20 protein-coding genes and 1 riboswitch are annotated in these 19,778 nt (G+C 67.0%); of the genes, 10 read left to right on the plus strand and 10 right to left on the minus strand.

What is annotated here, in order from left to right; genetic code table 11:
- Window positions 1-5: 5 nt before the first annotated feature.
- From R2601_RS24255 to R2601_RS24270, 4 genes are all read left to right on the plus strand, one after another.
- Entirely contained in the window at window positions 6-761 is a 756-nt protein-coding gene (locus R2601_RS24255) for an SDR family NAD(P)-dependent oxidoreductase (protein ID WP_040546059.1), read from the plus strand.
- Window positions 762-903: 142 nt separating this feature from the next.
- Complete coding sequence (locus R2601_RS24260) at window positions 904-1,872, plus strand: TRAP transporter substrate-binding protein (protein WP_007803676.1); 969 nt, start codon at window positions 904-906, stop codon at window positions 1,870-1,872.
- Window positions 1,869-2,426 (plus strand): TRAP transporter small permease, encoded by a 558-nt coding sequence (locus R2601_RS24265; protein ID WP_007803678.1) that lies wholly within the window; start codon window positions 1,869-1,871, stop codon window positions 2,424-2,426. The genes R2601_RS24260 and R2601_RS24265 overlap by 4 nt, the downstream gene beginning before the upstream one ends.
- 13 nt (window positions 2,427-2,439) lie before the next feature.
- Window positions 2,440-3,696, plus strand: coding sequence for a TRAP transporter large permease (locus tag R2601_RS24270; RefSeq protein WP_007803680.1), 1,257 nt, complete (start codon window positions 2,440-2,442; stop codon window positions 3,694-3,696).
- A 109-nt stretch (window positions 3,697-3,805) separates the two neighbouring features.
- Here the strand turns inward: R2601_RS24270 and R2601_RS24275 are convergent, their stop codons facing one another.
- Window positions 3,806-4,795: a LysR substrate-binding domain-containing protein gene (locus R2601_RS24275; RefSeq protein ID WP_007803682.1), complete on the minus strand. Its 990-nt coding sequence runs from the start codon at window positions 4,793-4,795 to the stop codon at window positions 3,806-3,808.
- 150 nt (window positions 4,796-4,945) lie between these two features.
- A riboswitch (FMN riboswitch) is annotated at window positions 4,946-5,077 on the plus strand.
- A gap of 72 nt (window positions 5,078-5,149) precedes the next feature.
- Between R2601_RS24275 and R2601_RS24280 the strand changes: the two genes are divergently transcribed.
- Window positions 5,150-5,626 (plus strand): 6,7-dimethyl-8-ribityllumazine synthase, encoded by a 477-nt coding sequence (locus tag R2601_RS24280; protein WP_007803684.1) that lies wholly within the window; start codon window positions 5,150-5,152, stop codon window positions 5,624-5,626.
- 55 nt (window positions 5,627-5,681) lie between these two features.
- Here R2601_RS24280 and tkt read toward each other — a convergent pair whose 3' ends face one another.
- Window positions 5,682-7,688: a transketolase gene (gene tkt / locus R2601_RS24285; protein ID WP_007803686.1), complete on the minus strand. Its 2,007-nt coding sequence runs from the start codon at window positions 7,686-7,688 to the stop codon at window positions 5,682-5,684.
- A gap of 144 nt (window positions 7,689-7,832) precedes the next feature.
- Between tkt and R2601_RS24290 the strand changes: the two genes are divergently transcribed.
- The 4 genes from R2601_RS24290 (at window position 7,833) to fba (ending at window position 11,149) form a co-directional block, all read left to right on the plus strand.
- Window positions 7,833-8,618, plus strand: coding sequence for a triose-phosphate isomerase (locus R2601_RS24290; protein WP_007803688.1), 786 nt, complete (start codon window positions 7,833-7,835; stop codon window positions 8,616-8,618).
- On the plus strand, window positions 8,615-9,076 hold the full coding sequence (derI, locus tag R2601_RS24295) for a D-erythrulose-4-phosphate isomerase (RefSeq protein ID WP_007803690.1): 462 nt from the start codon (window positions 8,615-8,617) through the stop codon (window positions 9,074-9,076). The genes R2601_RS24290 and derI overlap by 4 nt, the downstream gene beginning before the upstream one ends.
- Window positions 9,077-9,141: 65 nt before the next feature.
- Complete coding sequence (locus R2601_RS24300; protein WP_007803691.1) at window positions 9,142-10,110, plus strand: class 1 fructose-bisphosphatase; 969 nt, start codon at window positions 9,142-9,144, stop codon at window positions 10,108-10,110.
- A 4-nt stretch (window positions 10,111-10,114) separates the two neighbouring features.
- Window positions 10,115-11,149 (plus strand): class II fructose-bisphosphate aldolase, encoded by a 1,035-nt coding sequence (fba, locus tag R2601_RS24305; protein ID WP_007803693.1) that lies wholly within the window; start codon window positions 10,115-10,117, stop codon window positions 11,147-11,149.
- 302 nt (window positions 11,150-11,451) lie between these two features.
- Here the strand turns inward: fba and R2601_RS24310 are convergent, their stop codons facing one another.
- From R2601_RS24310 to R2601_RS24340, 8 genes are all read right to left on the minus strand, one after another.
- Window positions 11,452-11,790: a hypothetical protein gene (locus tag R2601_RS24310; RefSeq protein ID WP_040546061.1), complete on the minus strand. Its 339-nt coding sequence runs from the start codon at window positions 11,788-11,790 to the stop codon at window positions 11,452-11,454.
- Window positions 11,790-12,284, minus strand: coding sequence for a hypothetical protein (locus R2601_RS26735; protein ID WP_144266947.1), 495 nt, complete (start codon window positions 12,282-12,284; stop codon window positions 11,790-11,792). The genes R2601_RS24310 and R2601_RS26735 overlap by 1 nt, the downstream gene beginning before the upstream one ends.
- A gap of 408 nt (window positions 12,285-12,692) precedes the next feature.
- Window positions 12,693-12,959 carry a Txe/YoeB family addiction module toxin gene (locus R2601_RS24315; protein WP_007803697.1) on the minus strand — a complete coding sequence of 89 codons (267 nt, stop codon included), beginning with the start codon at window positions 12,957-12,959 and terminating at the stop codon, window positions 12,693-12,695.
- Window positions 12,937-13,206 carry a type II toxin-antitoxin system Phd/YefM family antitoxin gene (locus tag R2601_RS24320; RefSeq protein ID WP_007803699.1) on the minus strand — a complete coding sequence of 90 codons (270 nt, stop codon included), beginning with the start codon at window positions 13,204-13,206 and terminating at the stop codon, window positions 12,937-12,939. The genes R2601_RS24315 and R2601_RS24320 overlap by 23 nt, the downstream gene beginning before the upstream one ends.
- A gap of 202 nt (window positions 13,207-13,408) precedes the next feature.
- On the minus strand, window positions 13,409-14,359 hold the full coding sequence (locus R2601_RS24325) for a D-ribose ABC transporter substrate-binding protein (RefSeq protein ID WP_007803701.1): 951 nt from the start codon (window positions 14,357-14,359) through the stop codon (window positions 13,409-13,411).
- A 93-nt stretch (window positions 14,360-14,452) separates the two neighbouring features.
- Window positions 14,453-15,487 carry an ABC transporter permease gene (locus R2601_RS24330; protein ID WP_007803702.1) on the minus strand — a complete coding sequence of 345 codons (1,035 nt, stop codon included), beginning with the start codon at window positions 15,485-15,487 and terminating at the stop codon, window positions 14,453-14,455.
- Window positions 15,488-15,498: 11 nt separating this feature from the next.
- Window positions 15,499-17,040 (minus strand): sugar ABC transporter ATP-binding protein, encoded by a 1,542-nt coding sequence (locus R2601_RS24335; RefSeq protein WP_007803704.1) that lies wholly within the window; start codon window positions 17,038-17,040, stop codon window positions 15,499-15,501.
- On the minus strand, window positions 17,037-17,678 hold the full coding sequence (locus R2601_RS24340) for a DUF2291 family protein (RefSeq protein ID WP_007803706.1): 642 nt from the start codon (window positions 17,676-17,678) through the stop codon (window positions 17,037-17,039). Before R2601_RS24340 ends, R2601_RS24335 begins: the two co-directional genes overlap by 4 nt.
- A 491-nt stretch (window positions 17,679-18,169) precedes the next feature.
- Between R2601_RS24340 and R2601_RS24345 the strand changes: the two genes are divergently transcribed.
- On the plus strand, window positions 18,170-19,777 hold the full coding sequence (locus R2601_RS24345) for an FGGY-family carbohydrate kinase (protein ID WP_007803708.1): 1,608 nt from the start codon (window positions 18,170-18,172) through the stop codon (window positions 19,775-19,777).
- Window position 19,778 lies beyond the last annotated feature (1 nt).

Consider the following 19,778-nt stretch of genomic DNA (forward strand, 5'->3'; position numbering starts at 1 on the left):
TGAAGATGGGACTTCTGACTGGTAAAATTGCCGTCGTGACCGGGGCCGCGAGCCCGCGCGGCCTTGGCAAGGCGACGGCGAAGCTCTTTGCCGAGCATGGCGCGACCGTGGTCATCACCGACCTCGACGCCGCCCAGGCGCAGGCCGCCGCGGATGATCTTCCGGGCGAAGGCCATATGGGCATGGCCTGCAACGTCACCGACAAGGAGGCCTGCTTTGCCACTGCCGCCGCCGTCATCGAAAAGCTCGGCGCGGTCGACATCCTGGTCAACAACGCCGGCATCACCCAGCCGCTGAAGATCATGGAGATCGCGCCCGAGAACTATGACGCGGTGACCGACGTGAACCTGCGCGGCACGCTCTACATGACGCAGGCGCTGATCCCGCACTGGCGCGAGCGGCAGACCGGCTCGGTGGTCAACATGTCCTCGGTCTCGGCGCAGCGCGGCGGCGGCATCTTCGGCGGCCCGCACTACTCGGCCGCCAAGGCGGGCGTGCTTGGCCTGACCAAGGCGATGGCGCGCGAGCTGGCGCCCGACGGGGTGCGGGTCAACGCGATCTGCCCGGGCTTCATCGCCACCGACATCACCGCCGGCAAGCTGACCGACGAGATGCGCGCGCAGGTCCTGGCTGGCATTCCGATGGGCCGCGCCGGCACCGCCGACGACGTGGCGGGCTGCGCCCTGTTCCTGGCCTCGGACCTGTCGAGCTACTGCACCGGCACCGAGGTCGACGTGAATGGTGGATCGCTGATCCACTGAGGAGGAAAGACCTCCCGCCGCCATTCCGCGGTTCACGCGGGCGGCGGGAGACCGTATCTCCGGGCGGACACACCGCCCGGGGTCACGCCGGACATACCGGCGAGGGGCCGAAACGCCCCGGACCAATCAAGGAGGAGACACCATGAAATTCACCCTGACCGGCGCGCTGCTTGCCGCCACCGCCCTGACCTCGGCCCCGGCCTTTGCCGACGAGGTGATCTTTGCCCACGGCGCGAACCCCGGCAACCCGCGCTATGCGGCCGCCGAGATGTTCGCCGACCTCGTGCCCGCCTGCACCGGCGGTGAGACCACCGTCAACGTCGCGGCCTCGGCCACCATGGGCAACGATGTCGAGATGCTGACCTCGGTCGCCGGCGGCGTCATCCAGATGTCGGCCAACAGCCAGGGCCCGCTGGCGCAGATCGTGCCCGAGGCCGGGATGCTTGGCCTGCCGTTCCTGTTCGAGGACCTGCCGACGGTGTGGAGCGTGCTCGACGGTGAAGTCGGCGACATGCTCGACGCGAAGGCCCAGAATGCCGGGCTGAAGATCCTCACCTTCTGGGACAACGGCATCCGCCACGTCTCGCACACGTCGAAGAACGTGCCGACCCCGGCCGATCTCGAGGGCATGCAGATCCGCACCCCGTCGGACGAGACCACCATCGCGGCCTTCGAGGCGCTCGGCGCGTCGCCGGCGCCGCTGGCCTGGTCCGAGCTGCCGACCGCGCTGCAATCGGGCGTGTTCGAGGGCCAGGAAAACCCGCTGACCAACATCTACTCGGCCAAGCTGCACGAGATCACCCCCTACATCACCCTGACCGGGCACAAGTACGAATCCACCCCGGTGGTGGCCTCGATGGTGTGGTGGTCGGGCCTCGACGAGGCGACGCAGGAGTGCATCGAGGGCGCCGCCGAGCAGGCGGGCTGGTATCAGCGTGGCCTGTCGCTGAGCCAGGGCAAGTCGCTGCGCGAGACCATGGAAGCGGAGGGCGCGACCTTTGCCGAGGTCGAGGACCGTCAGGCCTTCATCGACGCCACGGCCGGTGTCTACGACCAGTACGAGGGCGACTACGGCGACCTGATCGGGGCGCTGCGCGAGGCCACCCAGTGACCGGCGAAAGCCCTTCCAAGGGGAGCGGCCTCGGCCGCTCCCTCCTGCGCCCGCTCCGGATCGTGGAGCGGGTGATCGAGGGCTCGGGCGCGGCGATCATCTTCGTCACGCTGAGCTTAACCTTCTGCGCGCTGCTGGTGAACGTGGTGCTGCGCTACGCCTTCGGCAGCGGACTGGCCTGGGCCTACGAGATCCACGCCATCCTGTTCCCCTGGCTGGTCGCCGGCGGCATCGCCGTGGCCTCGGTGCGCGGCTGGCACATCTCGGTCGACGCGCTGATCGGCATCCTGCCCGAGACGCTGCAGCGCGGGGTGGCGATGCTGGTCTCGGTGGCGGTGCTGGTGATCGCGCTGACGGTGATCCGCACCAGCGGGCCGATCATCCGCGCCTCGCAGTTCCAGCGCCTCTCGGAGATCCCGGTGTCGCAATACTGGGGCTATATCAGCCTCTACTATGCCTTCGGCGCGATGGCGGCGCAGGCGGTGATCACCCTGCTGCGACAGATCTTCGCGCCGCACTACGATCGCGACCTCCCCCAGCAAAGCTTCAGCTGAGAAAGGCCCCGACATGGTCAAGCTCCTGATTATCGTGTTCCCGGTGCTGCTGCTGGTCTCGGTGCCCGTGGCCCATGCCATGCTCGGCGCCACGGCCTTCGCGCTCTGGGTCGAGGGCAAGCCGATGGCGGTGATTGCGCAGCGGCTCTACTCGCCGACGCAGAGCTTCCCGATGCTGGCGATCCCGTTCTTCATCCTTGCCGGCAGCCTGATGATGTCGGGCCGCTTCGGCGAGCATCTCGTGACCATCGCGAAGCTGCTGGTGGGTCGCTTCAAGGGCGGTCTGGCGCAAGTCTCGATCATCGGCTCGGTGATGTTCGGCGGCGTCTCGGGCTCGGCGGTGGCGGATGCCTCGGCGCTCGGCAACGCGCTGATCCCGGTGCAGAAGAAAGAGGGCTATCCGGGCGGGTTTGCCGCCGCGGTCAACGCCTCGTCCTCGACCGTGTCGGTCCTGATCCCGCCGTCGATCCCGCTGATCCTGTACGGGCTGGTGTCCAACACCTCGATCATCGATCTGTTCGTTGCGGGCATCCTGCCGGGCGTGATGCTGGGCATCGGCATGTTCACCGCCGTGTGGTGGGTGGCGCGGCGGCTGGGCCTGCCGACCGCCGAGGTGCCGGGCGGCTTCCGCGCCTACAAGGGCGAGCTGCTGCACGCGATCCCGGCGCTCTTGATGCCGATCTTCGTCATCGGCACGCTGCGCTTCGGCATCGCGACGCCGACCGAGGTGTCGGTGATGGCGGTGGCCTACGCGCTCTTCGTGTCGGGCGTGATCTATCGCGACCTGACGCTCAAGGACATCTGGAAGGCGATGATCGACACCGGCGTGATGACCGGCGCGGTGCTGATCATCATCATGGCCTCGTCGGCGATCCAGTGGATCCTAACCGCCGAGCGCACGCCGCAGACCCTTGCGATCTGGGTCACCGAGACCCTGAGCGAGCCGTGGATGGTGATCCTTGCCCTGAACCTCGTGATGATCATCGTGGGCACCTTCCTCGACCTGCCGGCGGCGGTGCTTCTGCTCGGGCCGCTGTTCGTCACAATCGCCAACGCCATCGGGCTCGACCTTGTGCAGCTGGGGCTGATGATGGTGGTGAACCTCGCGGTGGGGCTCTACACGCCGCCCGTGGGCACGACATTGTTCATCTCGGCCGCCATCGCCCAGACCGGGATCGGCTCGGTGGTGAAGTCGCTGCTGCCGTTCTACGCGGTGTCGATCGTGGTGCTGCTGCTGATCTCCTACGTGCCGGCCCTGACGATCTACTGATCCTCCCGACGCCCGCGACCTCCTCCAGCGCGGGCGTCTCACGGCCCCGGCCCCTCCACTCGGGGCCGGGGCCGCGATTATGTCCGGTCCGCGCTGAGCTGACATCGTCTCAGTCTGCGGCGAATTCCTCGCCCGGGAGCTGCCGGCCCTGCTGCTCGTCGATGCGCAGGCCGAACCCGGTGACGAGGTCGCGGGCGCGGGCGTCATGCGCGGCGCCAAGCTCGCGGATCCAGTCGGAGAAGATCCGCACGATGCGGCGGTTGGTGTGGCGCGCCGGGCAGACCAGCCAGTAGGCCGGGAAGCGGATCGCCTCGAAGGCGGTCGAGAGCGGCACCAGCGCGCCGCTTTCCAGCTCGGGCAGGGCCAGTGTCGTACTCTCGAGCACCACGCCGGCGCCGTCGGTGGCCAATTGCAGCGCCATCGACGAGCGGTCGAGCCGCAGCGGGTAGACCATGCGCTCGCCCATCACCCCGTGCCGCGCCAGCCAGAAATCCCAGCGGTAATGCGTCTTGACCGAGTCGATGAGCTGGGCCTGCCGCAGCTGCCCGATGGGATCGTCCGAGCGCGCCCGCAGCTGCTCGAGATAGGCCGGCGAGCACATCGGAAACACCACGTCGTGCATCACCGGCTCCTGGTGCAGCCCGGACCAGCCGCCCTCGCCGTAGCGCAGGTCGAGATCGACCACCTCGGTCTCGAAATCCGAGAAATCCGGCGCCGCGTCGATGCGCACCTGCCAGTTCGGCGTGAGATCGAGGAATTCCTTCAGCCGCGGCGCCAGCCAGCGCACCGCGAAGGAGGGCGAGACGCGCAGGATGAAGTGCCGTGCCTCGCGCTGGCGCTGGATCGCCTGACGCACGTCGCGCATCATCCGGAACGCCTGGCTGGTGGTCTGGAACAGGCGCTCACCGTCCGAGGTCAGCGACAGGCGGCGCTTCTCGCGCCGGAACAGCAGAACGCCGAACTGCTGTTCGAACTGGCGGATCTGCTGGCTCACCGCCGAAGGGCTCACGCCAAGCTCCTCGGCGGCCTTCGAGATGCCGCCGAGCCGGGCCACCGCCTCGAAGTAGTTCATCGCGTTGAGGTTGATGTCCTTCATCATGGGCGCGGCTTTCCAAAACAGAGCTTGGCGCCGACTGTGCCCGGGACCGCCACGGGCGGCAACCGTCCGATAACGGGGGTACGGCTCTGGGAAGTTTCTTTGGCGGTCACAACTGCGCTCTTGCGTTGCGGAGCGACTCGCATATTGTGCGCCCGTTCTCAGGGCGGGGTGAAATTCCCCACCGGCGGTGACAGCCCGCGAGCGCCCTTCCCAAGGAAGGGGTCTAGCAGATCCGGTGGAATCCCGGGGCCGACGGTGAAAGTCCGGATGGAAGAGACGTATCGTGCCGGGCGTTTGCGCGCCCTGTGCGTTCGAAAGCTCTGGGACCTTTTGTGATCAACGGAGGGTTCCGAAATGACCGATCAGACACAGACCCGTATCGCCTTCATCCGCGCGCGCTGGCACGCCGACATCGTCGACCGCGCGCACGAGGGCTTCCTGGCCGAGGCCGCCGACATCCTGCCCGGCGCGGCGATTGATGCCTATGACGTGCCCGGCGCGTTCGAGATGCCGTTTCTGGCCAAGCGCCTGGCCGAGACCGGGCGCTATGACGCCGTGGTCGCCGCGGCCTTCGTGGTGGATGGCGGCATCTACCGTCACGACTTCGTCGCCGACGCGGTGGTGAAGGGGCTGATGGACGCGCAGATGACCACCGGCGTGCCGGTGTTCTCGGTCTCGCTCACGCCGCACCACTACCAGGAGACCGAGACCCACAACGCCTTCTTCGCCGAGCATTTCGTGAAGAAGGGCGCCGAGGCGGCCCACGCCGTGAAGGGCGTGCTGGACATCGTGGTGCCCGCGGGCGCCGAGCTGTCGGTCGTCAACGGCTGACAGGGCTTTCGAGCGCGCGGGCCGGAGCGCCTCCGGCCCGCGCTGCAGTTGCCATCTACCCGGCGAGATGCGCCTTGGCGCGGGCGACGATGGCGTCGCAGGTGATGCCGAACTCGGCATAGAGCCGCTCTGCCGGGGCCGAGGCGCCAAAGCCCGGCATCCCCACCACATCTGCCTCGCGCGCCACGTAGCGGGTCCAGCCGAAGGGCAGGGCGGCTTCGACCGCGATGCGCGGCGCGAGGCCCAGCACCTCGTCGCGATAGGCCTCTGGCTGGGCGTCGAAGAGCTCCCAGCAGGGCATCGAGACCACGGCGACCGCGTGACCTTCCGCGTGCAGGGCTTCTGCCGCCTCGACGGCAAGCGCCACCTCGGTGCCGGTGGCCAGCAGCGTCACGTCGCGCCCCTCGCCGAACTGCCGGATCACGTAGCCACCGCGCGCGGTGAGGTTCTCGTCGCCCGCCTCGCGCAGTTGCGGCACGCCCTGCCGTGACAGCGCCAAGAGCGACGGCGTGGCGGGAGAGCGCAGCGCGATGTCCCACGCCTCCAGTGTCTCGACCGCGTCGGCGGGCCGGAAGACGTTGAGGTTGGGGATCGCGCGCAACGAGGCGAGATGCTCGACCGGCTGGTGGGTCGGGCCGTCCTCGCCAAGGCCGATGCTGTCATGGGTCATCACGTAAGTGACGCCGAGCCCCATCAGCGCCGAGAGCCGGATGGCGTTGCGGGCATAGTCCGAGAACACCAGGAAGGTGCCGCCATAGGGCTTGAAGCCGCCATGCAGCGCCAGCCCGTTCATCGCCGCCGCCATGCCGAATTCGCGCACGCCATAGCCGATGTAACGGCCCGAGCTTTCGGGGCTGAAGAGGCTGTCCACCGCCGGAACCCGGGTGAGATTCGAGCCGGTGAGATCGGCGCTTCCGCCGATCATCGCGGGCACTGCCTCGGTGAGGCTTTCGAGCGCCACCTGCGAGGCCTTGCGCGTGGCGATGGCCTGCGGTTCTGCAAAGAGCGCCGCGCGGGCCTGTGCGACCGCCGAGTCATACCCCTTGGGCAGGTCGCCCGCGATGCGCTGGCGGAAGGCCGGGGCCTGATCGGAGGCGGCGAGGGCGTCTTCCCAAGCGGCCCGGGCGTCCGAGCCGCGCGCCCCGATGGCGCGCCATTCCTTCGCCAGGTCGGCTGGGATCTCGAACGGCGCGGCGTCCCAGCCGAGCGCCTGCTTGGCCAGCGCGCCCTCGTCCGCCCCAAGCGGCGCACCGTGTGCCTTGGCGGTGCCGGCGCGGTTGGGGGCGCCAAAGCCGATCACCGTCTTCATGGCGATGAGGCTGGGACGGGTGGTTTCCGCCTTGGCCTGCCCCATGGCGGCATCGAGCGCGTCGGCATCGTGGCCGTCGCAGCGGATCACGTGCCAACCGCAGGCCTCGAGCCGCTTGGGCACGTCCTCTGAGAACGACACCGAGGTCGGCCCGTCGATGGTAATGTCGTTGTCATCGTAAAGCACGTTGAGCTTGCCGAGGCCGAGATGGCCGGCCAGCGAGATCGCCTCTTGCCCGATGCCCTCCTGCAGGCAGCCATCGCCCAGCATCACCCAGGTGCGGTGATCGACGAGGCCGGGGAACTCGTCTGCCATGCGGCGTTCGGCCAGCGCCATGCCGACGGCGGTGGCGATGCCCTGTCCGAGCGGGCCGGTGGTGGTCTCGATCCCCTTGGCATGGCCCCATTCCGGGTGCCCGGCAGTGATCGCACCCCATTGCCGGAAGTTGCGGATCTGCTCGAGCGTCATGTCGGCGTAGCCGGTCAGGTGCAGCAGCCCGTAGAGCAGCATCGAGGCGTGTCCGTTGGACAGGACAAAGCGGTCGCGGTCGGGCCAGTCGGGAGCGGAGGCGTCGAACTTCAGGTGGTTGCGGAACAGCACCGTGGCCGCGTCGGCCATGCCCATCGGCGCACCGGGGTGGCCGGAATTGGCGGCGTTGACGGCGTCGATGGCCAGCGCGCGCAGGCAGTTGGCGAGGGCGAAGTTGGCAGGGTCGATCGCCGCCTTGGCGGCCAGTTGGCTGTGATCGAGCATCGGGATTTTCCTCCGGGTCAGGGCGCTGTCATGCGCTATCAGTCGCGGAAGTGGTAACATGAAGAATCACAAAATAACAAAAATAATGTTGATAAAGTGTCGATCGGTGTTATCTATCTTCCCGAAGACGGAGGAGACGACTCGATGCCAAGCGTTTGGATCGGCACCAGCTGGAAGATGAACAAGACCCTCGCCGAGGCTCGTACTTGGGCTGACGGGCTGGCTGCGGCCGAGCTCGATCCGCGCATCCAGAGCTTCGTGATCCCGCCCTTCACCGCCGTGCGCGAGGTCAAGGCGGCGCTGTCGGAGGCACCGGTCCTGGTCGGCGCACAGAACATGCACTGGGCCGACAAGGGTGCTTGGACCGGCGAGGTCTCGGCCCCGATGCTCACCGATTGCGGGCTCGAGATCGTCGAGCTCGGCCATTCCGAGCGCCGCGAGCATTTCGGCGAGACCGACGAGACCGTCGGCCTCAAGACCGAAGCGGCGGTGCGCCATGGCCTCGTGCCTCTGATCTGCATCGGCGAGACATTGGCCGACCGCGAAAGCGGTCGCGCGGCGGAGGTGCTGGCGGCACAGGTGCGCGGCGCGCTCTCCAAGCTTACGGACGATCAGAAGGCGGTGGAGATCTGGCTCGCCTACGAACCGGTCTGGGCCATCGGCGAGAACGGCATTCCGGCGACGGCAGACTATGCCGACGCCCGCCAGGCCGAGATTATCGCCGTCGCCGAGGAGATCCTCGGGCGCCGCATTCCCTGCCTCTACGGCGGCTCAGTCAATCCCGGCAACTGCGCCGAGCTGATCGCCTGCCCGCATATCGACGGGCTCTTCATCGGGCGCTCGGCCTGGGACGTGGCCGGCTATCTCGACATTCTCGCGCGCTGCGGCGCGGTACTGGATTCAAACGCCAAGACGGAGGAAATGACATGAAGATCGCAGTGGCCGGCGACAGCGCCGGAGAACCCCTCGCCATCGCGCTGGCCGAGTACCTGGCGCAGAACCCCGGCTACGAGGTCGCGGAGATCTCGCGCACCGAGGCCGGGCCAGACGATTTCTACGCCAACCTCTCGGACCGGGTGGCGACGCAGGTGCTGGACGGCACCTATGACAAGGCGATCCTGTGCTGCGGCACCGGCATCGGTGTCTGCCTCGCCGCCAACAAGGTGCCCGGCATCCGCGCGGCGCAGACCCACGACACCTATTCCGCCGGGAAGGCCGCGACCTCGAACAACGCCCATATCATCACCATGGGCGCGCGGGTGGTGGGCGTCGAGCTCGCCAAGGACATCGCCGACGCCTTCCTGTCGTCCTCCTTCGATCCCGAAGGCAAGTCGGCCGGCAATGTCCGCGCCATCGACGCGGTCGACGCCAAGTACCACACGGCATAAACAGGGGGCATCCCGGCCCGGCGCGCCTTTGTGCCGGGCCTCCCCCGAGCCACGGAATTCCTGTCATGCTGACCCTGCCCAACGACCGCCTGATCACGGCGGAGATCCTTCCCGCATGCCTGCCCGAAGATGGGGTGGGGCGCATCATCGGCGCTCTCGCCCATGCGCTGCCGGCCATCGGCGCGCGGCTGGCGGCGGGGAAACTGCCGGGCAACCCGGCGGAGCTCGTGGGCAACAACGAGAGCGGCGATGCGCAGAAGGCGCTCGACGTCGGCGCCCATGACCACATCCTCGCCGAGCTGCATGGCTGCGGTGTGCGGCACATGCTCTCGGAAGAGGCCGAAGAGGTCGAGACGCTGGATCCGGATGGCCTTTACGACATCGCCATCGACCCGATCGACGGCTCGGGCTCGATCGGCATCGGCGCTCCGCTGGGGATGCTCTTCGTGATCTATCCCACCGGGCCGCGCGATTTTGCCCGGCGCGGCTCCGAGGCCGTGGCGGCGGGTTATGCCTCGTTCGGGCACTCGCTGGATTTTGGCTACACCACCGGGCAGGGGGTGCAGATCGCCACCTTCGACGGGCAGGATTTCCGCATGAGCGCCCGCGACGTGACGCTGAAGCCCACCGCCTCGACCATCGCCTACAACGCCTCGAACGAGCGCCACTGGCCCGAGGGGCTGCAGGCCTGGGCGCGCGACCTGCGCGCCGGCAAGGACGGCCCGCGCGGGCGCGACTTCAACATGCGCTGGCTGGCGGCGGCGGTGGGCGAGCTGCACCGCATCCTGCTCAAGGGCGGCGCCTTCATCTACCCCGCCGACCGGCGCGAGGGCTACCGGCAGGGCCGGCTGCGGCTGGCCTACGAGGCGGTGCCCATCGCGCTGATGATCGAAGCCGCCGGCGGCCGCGCCACCGACGGCACCACCCGCATCCTCGACCTGATCCCCGAAACGCCGCACCAGAACGTGGCGCTGGCCTTCGGGGCGCCGGAAGAGATCGACACCATTGCCCGCTATATCCGGGAGGAGACCTGACCCCATGCCCCGCATCACGCTTCGCCAGCTGCTCGACCACGCCGCCGAGAACGGCTACGCCGTCCCGGCCTTCAACATCTCGAACATGGAGATGGGTCTGGCGATCATGACCGCCGCGCGCGAGACCGACGCGCCGGTGATCCTGGCGGCGTCGCGCGGGGCGCGGGCCTATGCCGGCGACGTGCTGCTGGCGCGGCTGATCGACGGGCTGGTCGAGACCTTCCCCGAGGTGCCGGTCTGCATGCATCTCGACCACGGCAACAACCTTGCGACCTGCGCCACCGCGATCCAGCACGGCTTTACCTCGGTGATGATGGACGGCTCGCTGCTGGCGGACGGCACCACCCCGGCGGAGTACGCCTATAACCGCGACATCACCGCCCGGGTCACCGAGATGGCCCATGCCTGCGGCGTCTCGGTCGAAGGCGAGCTTGGCGTTCTGGGCTCGCTCGAGACCGGCATGGGCGACCAGGAGGACGGTCACGGCGCTACCGAGAAGCTCTCGGAAGAGCAGCTGCTGACCGACCCGGAAGAGGCCGAGCGCTTCGTGCGCGAGACCGGCGTCGATGCGCTGGCGGTGGCGATGGGCACCAGCCACGGCGCCTACAAGTTCACCCGCCAGCCCGATGGCGAGATCCTCGCGATGAGCGTCATCGAAGAGATCAACCGCCGCCTGCCGGACACGCATCTGGTGATGCACGGCTCGTCCTCGGTGCCCGAGGATCTGCGGCTGCTGATCAACAGCTATGGCGGCGACATGCGCCCGACCTGGGGCGTGCCGGTGGAGGAGATCCAGCGCGGCATCCGCTCGGGCGTGCGCAAGGTCAACATCGACACCGACAACCGCATGGCGATGACGGCGGGGGTGCGCCGGGTGCTGTCCGACAACCCGGGCGAGTTCGACCCGCGCAAGTATCTCAAGGAAGGAAAGGCGCTGATGACCGCGCTCTGCAAGGCCCGCTTCGAGGCCTTCGGCACCGCCGGCCACGCGAGCCGCATCACGCCCGTCCCGCTGGAGGCGATGGCGCGGCGGTACTGAGTGGCGGTTGCGGGCGGACGGCTAAGGCCGTCCGCCGCGGCTGGATGGAGCGGTGTTGTCGGAGCGGACGTGGCTGCAGGTTTATCCATGCCTCGGCTTACCGGCGCTTCCGGCCCAGACCTACCATTCACTGTCAGCTAATACGCTGCGGCGCGGCTAGACTTTGTCGCCGTTCGTGCACCGCGAAGCATTTTGGCGGTGCAAGCTTCGATCAGCGGACTTTTGCCCAGCCAAGCACCGCCTGAAATTATATAATCTCACACAAGAACCAAGCATTGGTTAAGGCTGAACCTCCCTGCGCTCTACTCAACTTCATTTTCATCTTCATCCGGCTTGGCATCCTCTACTTCTAAGCGCTCCACCGGCTTGTTATCGGCATGCGAGATTGTTTTTATATCCAACTTTGCCGCCAAAAGATCCACTTTGCTTTCTATCAGTTTCAGATCACGCTCATTTTGAGAACCGTCCGTGTTTGAAAAGCGATAGGCTTTGAGCATCCCTTGCAACTCAGACACTTCTCGGCCCATATTTCGAACCCTATCATCGACATCATTTACACGAACATTGATTTTCTGCACATCCTCGAGGAGAGAAAAAACTCTTGCGTTCAACTCCAACAGAGATTTCAGCCACCCAACCATCAGGTTAAAACCTCGTGCCGTCTTGGATCTTTGCTGATTTCTTCCAACGCAGCGTCAAATCCTGCGGCTGCGATTGTTGTTCGGCATTCGATTACCAAGGAAAGAAGGCTCTTTGCAAAGTCTTCAGTAGTCTCGCCCTCCTCTATTGTGGCCATCAGGTCGGTCGACTGAGGAATAGACTGGAGCAGCCTGTCGCGAGAGTCACCATCATCAGATTCCAAATACCTCCCAATTAGGAAGGATGCTCTATGAGGTTCTAAAATATCCCCATTTGAGATTCTTCCAAATGTAAAGTCGTTGAAATCCTTGCCTTTAAGAATTCCCTCAAAATTCCTCGAAATCGCCTCAGAACTTACCCCTCTGCTTGAAATAAAATCAAGCTCCGGTACCTGGATAAACCATTTCCAAGTATCATCCAATTGATCCAAATGCATTTCAACTAAAAGCAGAAGCAGGAGAGCTGGCGGCTGATCCGAGCTTTGCTCACTGTCCATTAGGCTATCCAAATGACTATACTCCTCTGCAGAGGCGACACTTACCGATAGGTAGCTCCACCTCATTGACTGAAATCAGACTACCCAATATGCCAGCCCTTGGTCAACGATGCTGACTTTGAAGTTGCCCACTGCTAATAATGAACCATCATTCAGAAAGGGCATCAAACCGTCTTTCGCACAGTAGCATACACCACTGACACTTTGCTGCTTGAATGTCGGCTGTCGCCATCTGTGCACGCCAGCCTCGCACCTGCAGCGAATGCACACTGTCCGCCCTTCGAGCCAACGCCTCGCGGCATGCTGCGCATTGCATGAATGTCGCAGGAGAGCCGCAAGCGGACATCGTGATCTGGTCCTCCGCAGCTCCCCCAATCACCCTCGATCGCAGCCCGCCACCCTTTCCGCTCAATAATGGAACCGGCACTGCGCGATTTCGAGCACCTGCGCCGCGCCCTCGCCGCGGACGCGGTAGACCAGGCGGTGCTCGCGGGTGATGCGGCGGGACCACCAGCCGCTCAGGTCACCCTTGAGCGGCTCGGGCTTGCCGGTGCCGTCATACGGATGACGGCGGCATTCCTCGATCAGCTTGTTGAGCCGTTTCAAACCCTGTCGGTCGGTGTCCTGCCAGTGGCGGTGCTCGGCCCAGGCCTTACTTGAGAACGTAATCTTCATCGACGCGCTCGACCTCGAGACCCTCACCCGCATCGAACTCGGCAATGGAGGCGCGCAAGCGGGCGGCGTTGCGCGGCGAGGACAGCAGGTAGAGCGTGGTCTGGATCGCGTCCCACTCCTCCTGCGCAACCATCACCACGCCCTCGCGGCCGGTGCGGGTGATGACCAGCTCCTCGCGGTCCTCGACCACCTTGTCGAGCGCCTTGGCGAGGCCGTTGCGGGCGTCTGTATAGGTCATGACGTTCATGGCGATCCCTCCCGGAGCCGGTGCTGCGCCGCACGCCGCCGGCGGGCTGGCCGGGGCGGGGCGGTTAGGTCTAAATTGATATGATCAGAATCCTGTACATGTCAAGCGGCGGCCCGGGTCGCTGGCCCATGCACGGGCACGGGAGTGGCATGAGAAAGGGGGCCGCGCGGGCCCCCTTTCTTTGCTGCGTTCAGCGCCCGGATCAGGAGGATTGATCGAGCGTGAAGGCGGCGGTGTAGTTCTCGACATTGCTCTCGTCGATCAGCATGCAGTCGAAGAGTTGCTTCTCCTCGGCGACCATGAGCTCGCCGTTGGTGATGAAGTGGTCGGCCTGGCGCACCGCCTCCTCGGCGAAGATCGCCACCGGCTGCAGCACGGTGTAGGTCAGCTCGCCGGCCTTGACCGCGTCGACCGCATCGGGGGAGCCGTCGAAGCCGCCGACGACCATGCCCTCGAGCTGGCCGGCTTCCTTGAGCGCCGCGATGGCGCCAAGCGCCATCTCGTCATTGCCCGAGATCACGCCCTTGATGTCGGGGTTGGCCTGCAGCATGGACTGCATCTTCGAGTAGCCCTGCGTGCGGTCCCAGTTGGCCACTTCCTGCGCCTTCTTCTCGAGGTCGGGATACTGGGTCAGCACCGTCTCGAAGCCGTTGGAGCGGGTCTGGGCGTTGTTGTCCGAGGGGGCGCCGAAAAGCTCGACATAGGAGCCCTCGCCGCCGATCGCCTCGACCCAGGCCATGGCGCCGAGCGCCGCACCCTGCGCGTTGTTCGAGACGAGCTGCGCCTTGGCGAGGCCGGACTGGTTGATCTCGGCGTTGACGATGAAGACCGGGATGCCGGCCTCGACCGCCTTCTTCACCGCGCCGACCGAGCCGTCGGCATTGGCCGGGTCGAGGATGATCGCCTTGGCCTGGTTGGTGATCGCGGTGTCGACGAGGTTGCTCTCGGTGTTGGTGTCGCCCTTGTGGGCGGCGACGTTTGCGTCATAGCCCAGCTCCTCGGCGGTGGCCTTGGCGACCTCGCCCTCGGTGAACCAGTAGGGGTTCGAGGGGTCGTTGACGATGATCGAGATCAGGCCGTCGGCCATGGCGGCCTGCGCCATGAGCGGCAGGGCGGCGACGGTGGCGAGGATGGTGCGGCGGGTGAGTTTCATGGTTTGGGGTCCTCCCGTTGGGTTTTGGAACTGCCGGAGGGTCCGGCGGGGGTATTCGGGTGCGGGGTCTCCTCGCCCCGCATCCGCGAAGTCTCAGCGGCCGGTGCGGCCGTATTGCAGGCTGTTGAGCAGCACGGCGAGCACGATCACGGCGCCGGTAAAGACGGTCTGCCAGTAGGCCGACACGCCGATGATCACGAGCCCGTCGCTCAGGAAGCCGATGACGAAGGCGCCGAGCATGGTGCCGCGCACGTTGCCGCGCCCGCCGGTCAGGGCGGCCCCGCCGATCACCACCGCCGCGATGGCGGTGAGCTCGTAGGTGGTGCCCGCGGTGGGGCCGGCAGAGGTCAGCTGCGAGCTCAGGACAAGGCCGGCGATGGCGGCGCAGATGCCGGAGAGCACATAGACCGAGACCTTGACCTTGCGGGTGGGCACGCCCGAGAGTTCGGCGGCGCGCTCGTTGCCGCCCGAGGCGTAGAGCCAGCGGCCAAAGGCGGTGCGGGCCAGCACGAGACCCACGGTCAGAGCCACCAGCGCCAGCACGATCACCCCGATGGGGACGCCGCCGATGCGGTTGAAGCCGAGCCAGTCGAAGCCGGTGTTGCCCAGGGCTGCGTCGCCGCCGAGGTTGTTGTAGGTCAGCCCGTTGGTCATCAGCAGCGCCACGCCGCGGGCGACGTAGAGCATGCCGAGCGTGGCCACGAAGGCGGGCACGTTGAAGAACGCGATGAGCACGCCGTTGATCGCGCCGACGAAGGCGCCGAGGCAGATGGTCAGCAGCACCACCGCCCAGACCGGCGGGTAGAGGATGACACCGGCGGCGGGGATCTCGACGCCCTGCATCAGGTAGCCCGCGACCACACCGGAAAGTCCCAGGGTGGAGCCCACCGAAAGGTCGATGCCGCCATTCAGGATGACCAGCAGCATGCCGATGGCCAGCAGGCCGAAGATCGCCACGTGGCTCGACATGATGAGGAAGTTGCCGACGCTGAAATAGACCGGCGACAGGATCGAGAACACGATGATGATTGCCACGAGGGCAAAGAAGGCGCGGCCTTCGAGAAGAATCTTGCCAATGTTCATGCTGGTGCCACCTGTTGCCGGCTTGGAATTCGTGATGTCCGCCATGATGGCCTCCCTTAATGGTGCACGGCTTCGCCAGAGGCGGCCATGATCTGTTCCTTGGTTGCGGTATGGTCGAACGTGGCGGCGATGCGGCCGCGGTGCATGACGATGATGCGGTGGGCGATGCTCAGGCACTCGCCGACCTCGGAGGTCGAGTAGACCACCGCCAGCCCGCGCTCCTTCGCGGTCTGGGCGAGCAGCTTGAAAACCTCGGCCTTGGCGCCGATGTCGATGCCGCGCGACGGCTCGTCGAGCAGGATGACCTCGGGCCGGGTGGCGAGCATCTTGCCGATCACAACCTTCTGCTGGTTGCCGCCCGAGAGCGAGCCGATCATCGCGCCGCCGCCATCGGTCTTGACGGTGACCTCGCGGATCGAGGTCTCGACGACCTTGCGTTCGGCCTTGCGCGAGGTAAATAGCCCGCGGGTAAAGGCGCCGATCGAGGCCAGTGACAGGTTCTGGCCGACGGTCATGGTCTGCACCAGCCCGTCGCGCTGCCGGTCCTCGGGGACCAGCACCAGCCCGGCCTCGATGCGCTGCGAGATCGACAGGCCCGAGACGTCCTGCCCGTGCAGCTTCACGGCGCCGCCGCTGGCGGCGAGGCGCCCGGCCGCGCATTCCATCATCTCGGTGCGCCCGGCGCCCATCAGCCCGTAGATGCAGACGATCTCGCCGGCCTTCACCGACAGGCTCATGTGATCGACCACCAGCCCATGTCCCGAGGGATCGGGCACGCAAAGCTCTTCGATCGAGAGGGCAGGGGCGCCCATCTCGCTCTCGGGCGGGCTGCCGAGGTCGAAATTCTCGCCCACCATGTTGCGCACGATCCACTCGAGGTCGATCTCGGCGCGCGGCGCCCAGGCGGTCATCGCGCCGTCACGCAGCACCACCGCGTGGTCGGTCACCTCGAGCGCTTCCTCGAGATGATGCGAGATGTAGACGATGCTGACGCCCTTGGCGGTCAGGTCGTTAATCACCTTGAACAGCACCTCGACCTCGGAGGCCGACAGCGCCGAGGTGGGCTCGTCCATGATCAGGATGCGCGAGCGGGCCTGCAGGGCGCGGGCGATCTCGACGATCTGCTGCTGCCCGAGGCGCAGCTCCTCGACCGGGGTGAGCGGGTCGATCTCTTCCTCGAGCTCTTCCATCAGGGCGCGGGTGACGCGCTCTTCCTCGGCGAAATCGACGCCGCGGGCGGTGCGGATCTCACGCCCCATGAAGATGTTGTCGCGGACGTTGAGATTGGGCGCCAGCGCCAGCTCCTGGTGGATGATCGAGATGCCCTGCGCCAGCGCGTCGTTGGCGCCGTGAAAGGTGACCGGCTGGCCGTCGAGCAGGATCTGGCCCGAGGTCGGGGTCACGATGCCGGACAGGATCTTCATCAGGGTCGACTTGCCGGCGCCGTTCTCGCCGAAAAGCGTGGTGACCTGCCCGCGGTGGATGTCGAAGTTGACGCCCTTGAGCGCCTTCACCGCGCCGTAATGCTTGGCGACGTGGCGGGCCGACATCACGACCTCGCCGGTGGCGCCGGGGCGGATGGTCTGGTGAACGGTCATTGCACCGACACCTCGACCGGGGTGATCAGCCACATCTTGGGATTGATCAGCTTGAAGGCGCCGGTGACGGTCATCTGCTTGCCGGTCAGGTCGGAGGTGTCGAGCCCCTCGAGCACCTCGGCCTTCATGGCGCGGTTGATGCCGGCGCCGGCGTCCTGATACTCGATCTGGTTCTTGAATTCGCCGAAGGCGATGTCGCCGGGCGCGTCGCGCAGGTCGGTGCCATTGATCGCGGGACCGGTCTGGACCCGGATGCGAACGTCCTCGACGCCCTCGACCGCGACATCGTAGATGCCGCCCTTGCCCTCGCCCACGGTGCCGCTGAGGCGCACAGGCAGCACCGGCATGGCTCCCCCGGTGCCGTATTGCGCGGCGGCGGCGGCCTTGTCCTCGGCCAGCGCGGCGGCCAGCGTCGCCGCATCGACGGCGCGGGTGGTGATGTCCTCGCGGATGCGGGGGAACTGTTCGGCGCCGTAGGCATCGGGCGAGAAGCCCGCGACGCGGGTGTCCTCGTCCGAGCCGATGGTGACGACGGTGGTGTCGAGCGCCATCGCGGCGACCACGCAGAGCGCCACGGCGCCGAGGATCAGGCCCCGCCGTCCGATGCGCGGTTTGATGGATATCTCGCTGGCACTCATGCCTCTCGCTCCTCCCGTCGGGCCCCGAAGGCGGGGCCGGTTGATCATCGCAGGAGGGTGTCGGCCGCGTCCGGGCAGAGCCTCTGCGACGGCCTTTGCCGGGCAAAGGCCGGGCTGGCGTGCCCGGATGAGATCCGATGAGGCCAGACCGAGGTCCGGACCGTGATCCTCCCGTTTCGCGGAAGCGCCCGGCGATCTGCCGATTCTCCCGCTCCGCCGCAGAACCCCATGATTTGCCGGCCTTTTCCTCCGAATTGCTGGCGGGGCTGTCTGCGTCGTTCTCTTCACCTTAGATGAAATAAATTACGATGGAAGTAAAAAATTACACTCGACATGATGCGCCGCGCCGGTATGGTTGAAGGTGTTTCCCGGGCAGTGCCCCGTGGAATCGGCCGTGTCGGCAGGAGGGGTCGGCGGCATCTGGAAAGGGAGGAGCGGCATGGCTCAGGCATATTGCCCGGCCCAGCCAGCGCATCGCGAGGCGGTGCAGCATGGCTGAACGCGACATCATCATCGGCATCGACGCCGGAACCTCGGTCATCAAGGCGGTGGCCTTCACGCTCAATGGGCGCCAGCTGGCGGCATCGGCGGTGCCCAACCGCTATCTCGCGACGCCGGACGGCGCCGCGACGCAGGACATGGACCGCACCTGGAGCGACTGCGCCGAGGCGCTGCGCGGGCTTGGCGACAAGCTCGAGCGGCTCGCGGCACGCACCGCGGCGCTGGCGGTGACGGGGCAGGGCGATGGCACATGGCTGGTCGGAGCCGGGGACCGCCCGGTGGGCGACGCCTGGCTCTGGCTTGACGCCCGCGCCGCCGCCACCACCCGTGAACTTGCCGCCCGCCCCGGCGACGCGGCGCGCTTTCACGCCACCGGCACCGCGCTCAACACCTGTCAGCAGGGGGCGCAGATGGCGCATATGCAGCGCCATTGCCCGGAGCGGCTCGACCGCGCCGAGGTGGCGCTGCACTGCAAGGACTGGCTTTATCTCAACCTCACCGGGGTGCGGGCAACCGACCCTTCGGAGGCGAGCTTTACCTTCGGGGATTTCCGCACACGGGCCTATTCGGATCTGGTGATCGAGGCGCTGGGGCTGAGCCCGCGCCGCCAGCTGCTGCCCGAGATCGTGGATGGCAGCCAGACCACTCATCCGCTGAGCGCGCAGGCCGCCGCCGCCACCGGGCTGGCCGAGGGCACGCCGGTGAGCCTTGGCTATGTCGACATGGTGATGACGGCGCTCGGCGCGGGCGTCCATACCGGCACGCCCGGTGCCGCCTGCTCGACCATCGGCTCGACCGGGGTGCACATGCAGGCGATGCGCGACGACGCGGTGACGCTGAACGGCCGCTCGGGCTATGTCATCTGCCTGCCGGATGCGCGCATGGTCACGCAGGTGCAGACCAACATGGCCGCCACGCTCAACATCGACTGGGCGCTGCGCGTGGCCGCCGACCTGATGAGCGAGACCGGCCACCCGCATGATTATGCCGATCTGGTGGCCCGCATCGACGGCTGGCTGGCCCGCTCGGAGCCGGGGCAGATCCTCTATCAGCCCTATGTCTCCGAGGCCGGCGAGCGCGGCCCGATGGTCAATGCCAATGCCCGCGCGGGCCTCGTGGGGCTGTCGGCGCATCATCGCTTTCCCGACGTGATCCGCGCGGTCTGCGAGGGGCTGGGGATGGCGGCGCGCGACTGCTACGGCGCCATGGGCCAGCTGCCGCAGGAGCTGCGGCTCACCGGCGGGGCGGCACGCTCGTCTGCGCTGCGTGCGATCCTCGCGGCCAGCACCGGCGCCCCGGTGCGGGTCTCGTCGCGCGAGGAGGCCGGCGCGGCCGGCTGCGCGATGATGGCCGCCGTGGCGATTGGCGCCTATCCCGACATGACACGCTGCATCGCCGAGTGGGTGACCCCGCTTCTCGGCGCGGCCGAGGCGCCGGACCCGGCGCTTCGCGACACTTATGCCTCGCTCTACCCGGTCTATGCCGCCGCGCGCGAGGCGCTCGAGCCGGTCTGGGACGGGCTGGCCGAGCACCGAGCGGCCGCGGCCGCCCCCACACAGACCAAGGACGCGCCCAAGTCGGCGCAGGGAGGAGCGTGAG

The sequence above is a fragment of the Salipiger bermudensis HTCC2601 genome (assembly GCF_000153725.1).
GTDB lineage: Bacteria > Pseudomonadota > Alphaproteobacteria > Rhodobacterales > Rhodobacteraceae > Salipiger > Salipiger bermudensis.

What these genes read in the sequence shown, in the direction of transcription:
- R2601_RS24255 (WP_040546059.1), top strand. Translation starts at nt 6, where the DNA reads ATGGGACTTCTGACTGGTAAAATTGCCGTCGTGACCGGGGCCGCGAGC.
- R2601_RS24260 (WP_007803676.1), top strand. Translation starts at nt 904, where the DNA reads ATGAAATTCACCCTGACCGGCGCGCTGCTTGCCGCCACCGCCCTGACC.
- R2601_RS24270 (WP_007803680.1), top strand. Translation starts at nt 2,440, where the DNA reads ATGGTCAAGCTCCTGATTATCGTGTTCCCGGTGCTGCTGCTGGTCTCG.
- R2601_RS24275 (WP_007803682.1), bottom strand. Translation starts at nt 4,795, where the DNA reads ATGATGAAGGACATCAACCTCAACGCGATGAACTACTTCGAGGCGGTG.
- R2601_RS24280 (WP_007803684.1), top strand. Translation starts at nt 5,150, where the DNA reads ATGACCGATCAGACACAGACCCGTATCGCCTTCATCCGCGCGCGCTGG.
- tkt (WP_007803686.1), bottom strand. Translation starts at nt 7,688, where the DNA reads ATGCTCGATCACAGCCAACTGGCCGCCAAGGCGGCGATCGACCCTGCC.
- R2601_RS24290 (WP_007803688.1), top strand. Translation starts at nt 7,833, where the DNA reads ATGCCAAGCGTTTGGATCGGCACCAGCTGGAAGATGAACAAGACCCTC.
- derI (WP_007803690.1), top strand. Translation starts at nt 8,615, where the DNA reads ATGAAGATCGCAGTGGCCGGCGACAGCGCCGGAGAACCCCTCGCCATC.
- R2601_RS24300 (WP_007803691.1), top strand. Translation starts at nt 9,142, where the DNA reads ATGCTGACCCTGCCCAACGACCGCCTGATCACGGCGGAGATCCTTCCC.
- fba (WP_007803693.1), top strand. Translation starts at nt 10,115, where the DNA reads ATGCCCCGCATCACGCTTCGCCAGCTGCTCGACCACGCCGCCGAGAAC.
- R2601_RS24310 (WP_040546061.1), bottom strand. Translation starts at nt 11,790, where the DNA reads ATGGTTGGGTGGCTGAAATCTCTGTTGGAGTTGAACGCAAGAGTTTTT.
- R2601_RS26735 (WP_144266947.1), bottom strand. Translation starts at nt 12,284, where the DNA reads ATGGACAGTGAGCAAAGCTCGGATCAGCCGCCAGCTCTCCTGCTTCTG.
- R2601_RS24315 (WP_007803697.1), bottom strand. Translation starts at nt 12,959, where the DNA reads ATGAAGATTACGTTCTCAAGTAAGGCCTGGGCCGAGCACCGCCACTGG.
- R2601_RS24320 (WP_007803699.1), bottom strand. Translation starts at nt 13,206, where the DNA reads ATGAACGTCATGACCTATACAGACGCCCGCAACGGCCTCGCCAAGGCG.
- R2601_RS24325 (WP_007803701.1), bottom strand. Translation starts at nt 14,359, where the DNA reads ATGAAACTCACCCGCCGCACCATCCTCGCCACCGTCGCCGCCCTGCCG.
- R2601_RS24330 (WP_007803702.1), bottom strand. Translation starts at nt 15,487, where the DNA reads ATGGCGGACATCACGAATTCCAAGCCGGCAACAGGTGGCACCAGCATG.
- R2601_RS24335 (WP_007803704.1), bottom strand. Translation starts at nt 17,040, where the DNA reads ATGACCGTTCACCAGACCATCCGCCCCGGCGCCACCGGCGAGGTCGTG.
- R2601_RS24340 (WP_007803706.1), bottom strand. Translation starts at nt 17,678, where the DNA reads ATGAGTGCCAGCGAGATATCCATCAAACCGCGCATCGGACGGCGGGGC.
- R2601_RS24345 (WP_007803708.1), top strand. Translation starts at nt 18,170, where the DNA reads ATGGCTGAACGCGACATCATCATCGGCATCGACGCCGGAACCTCGGTC.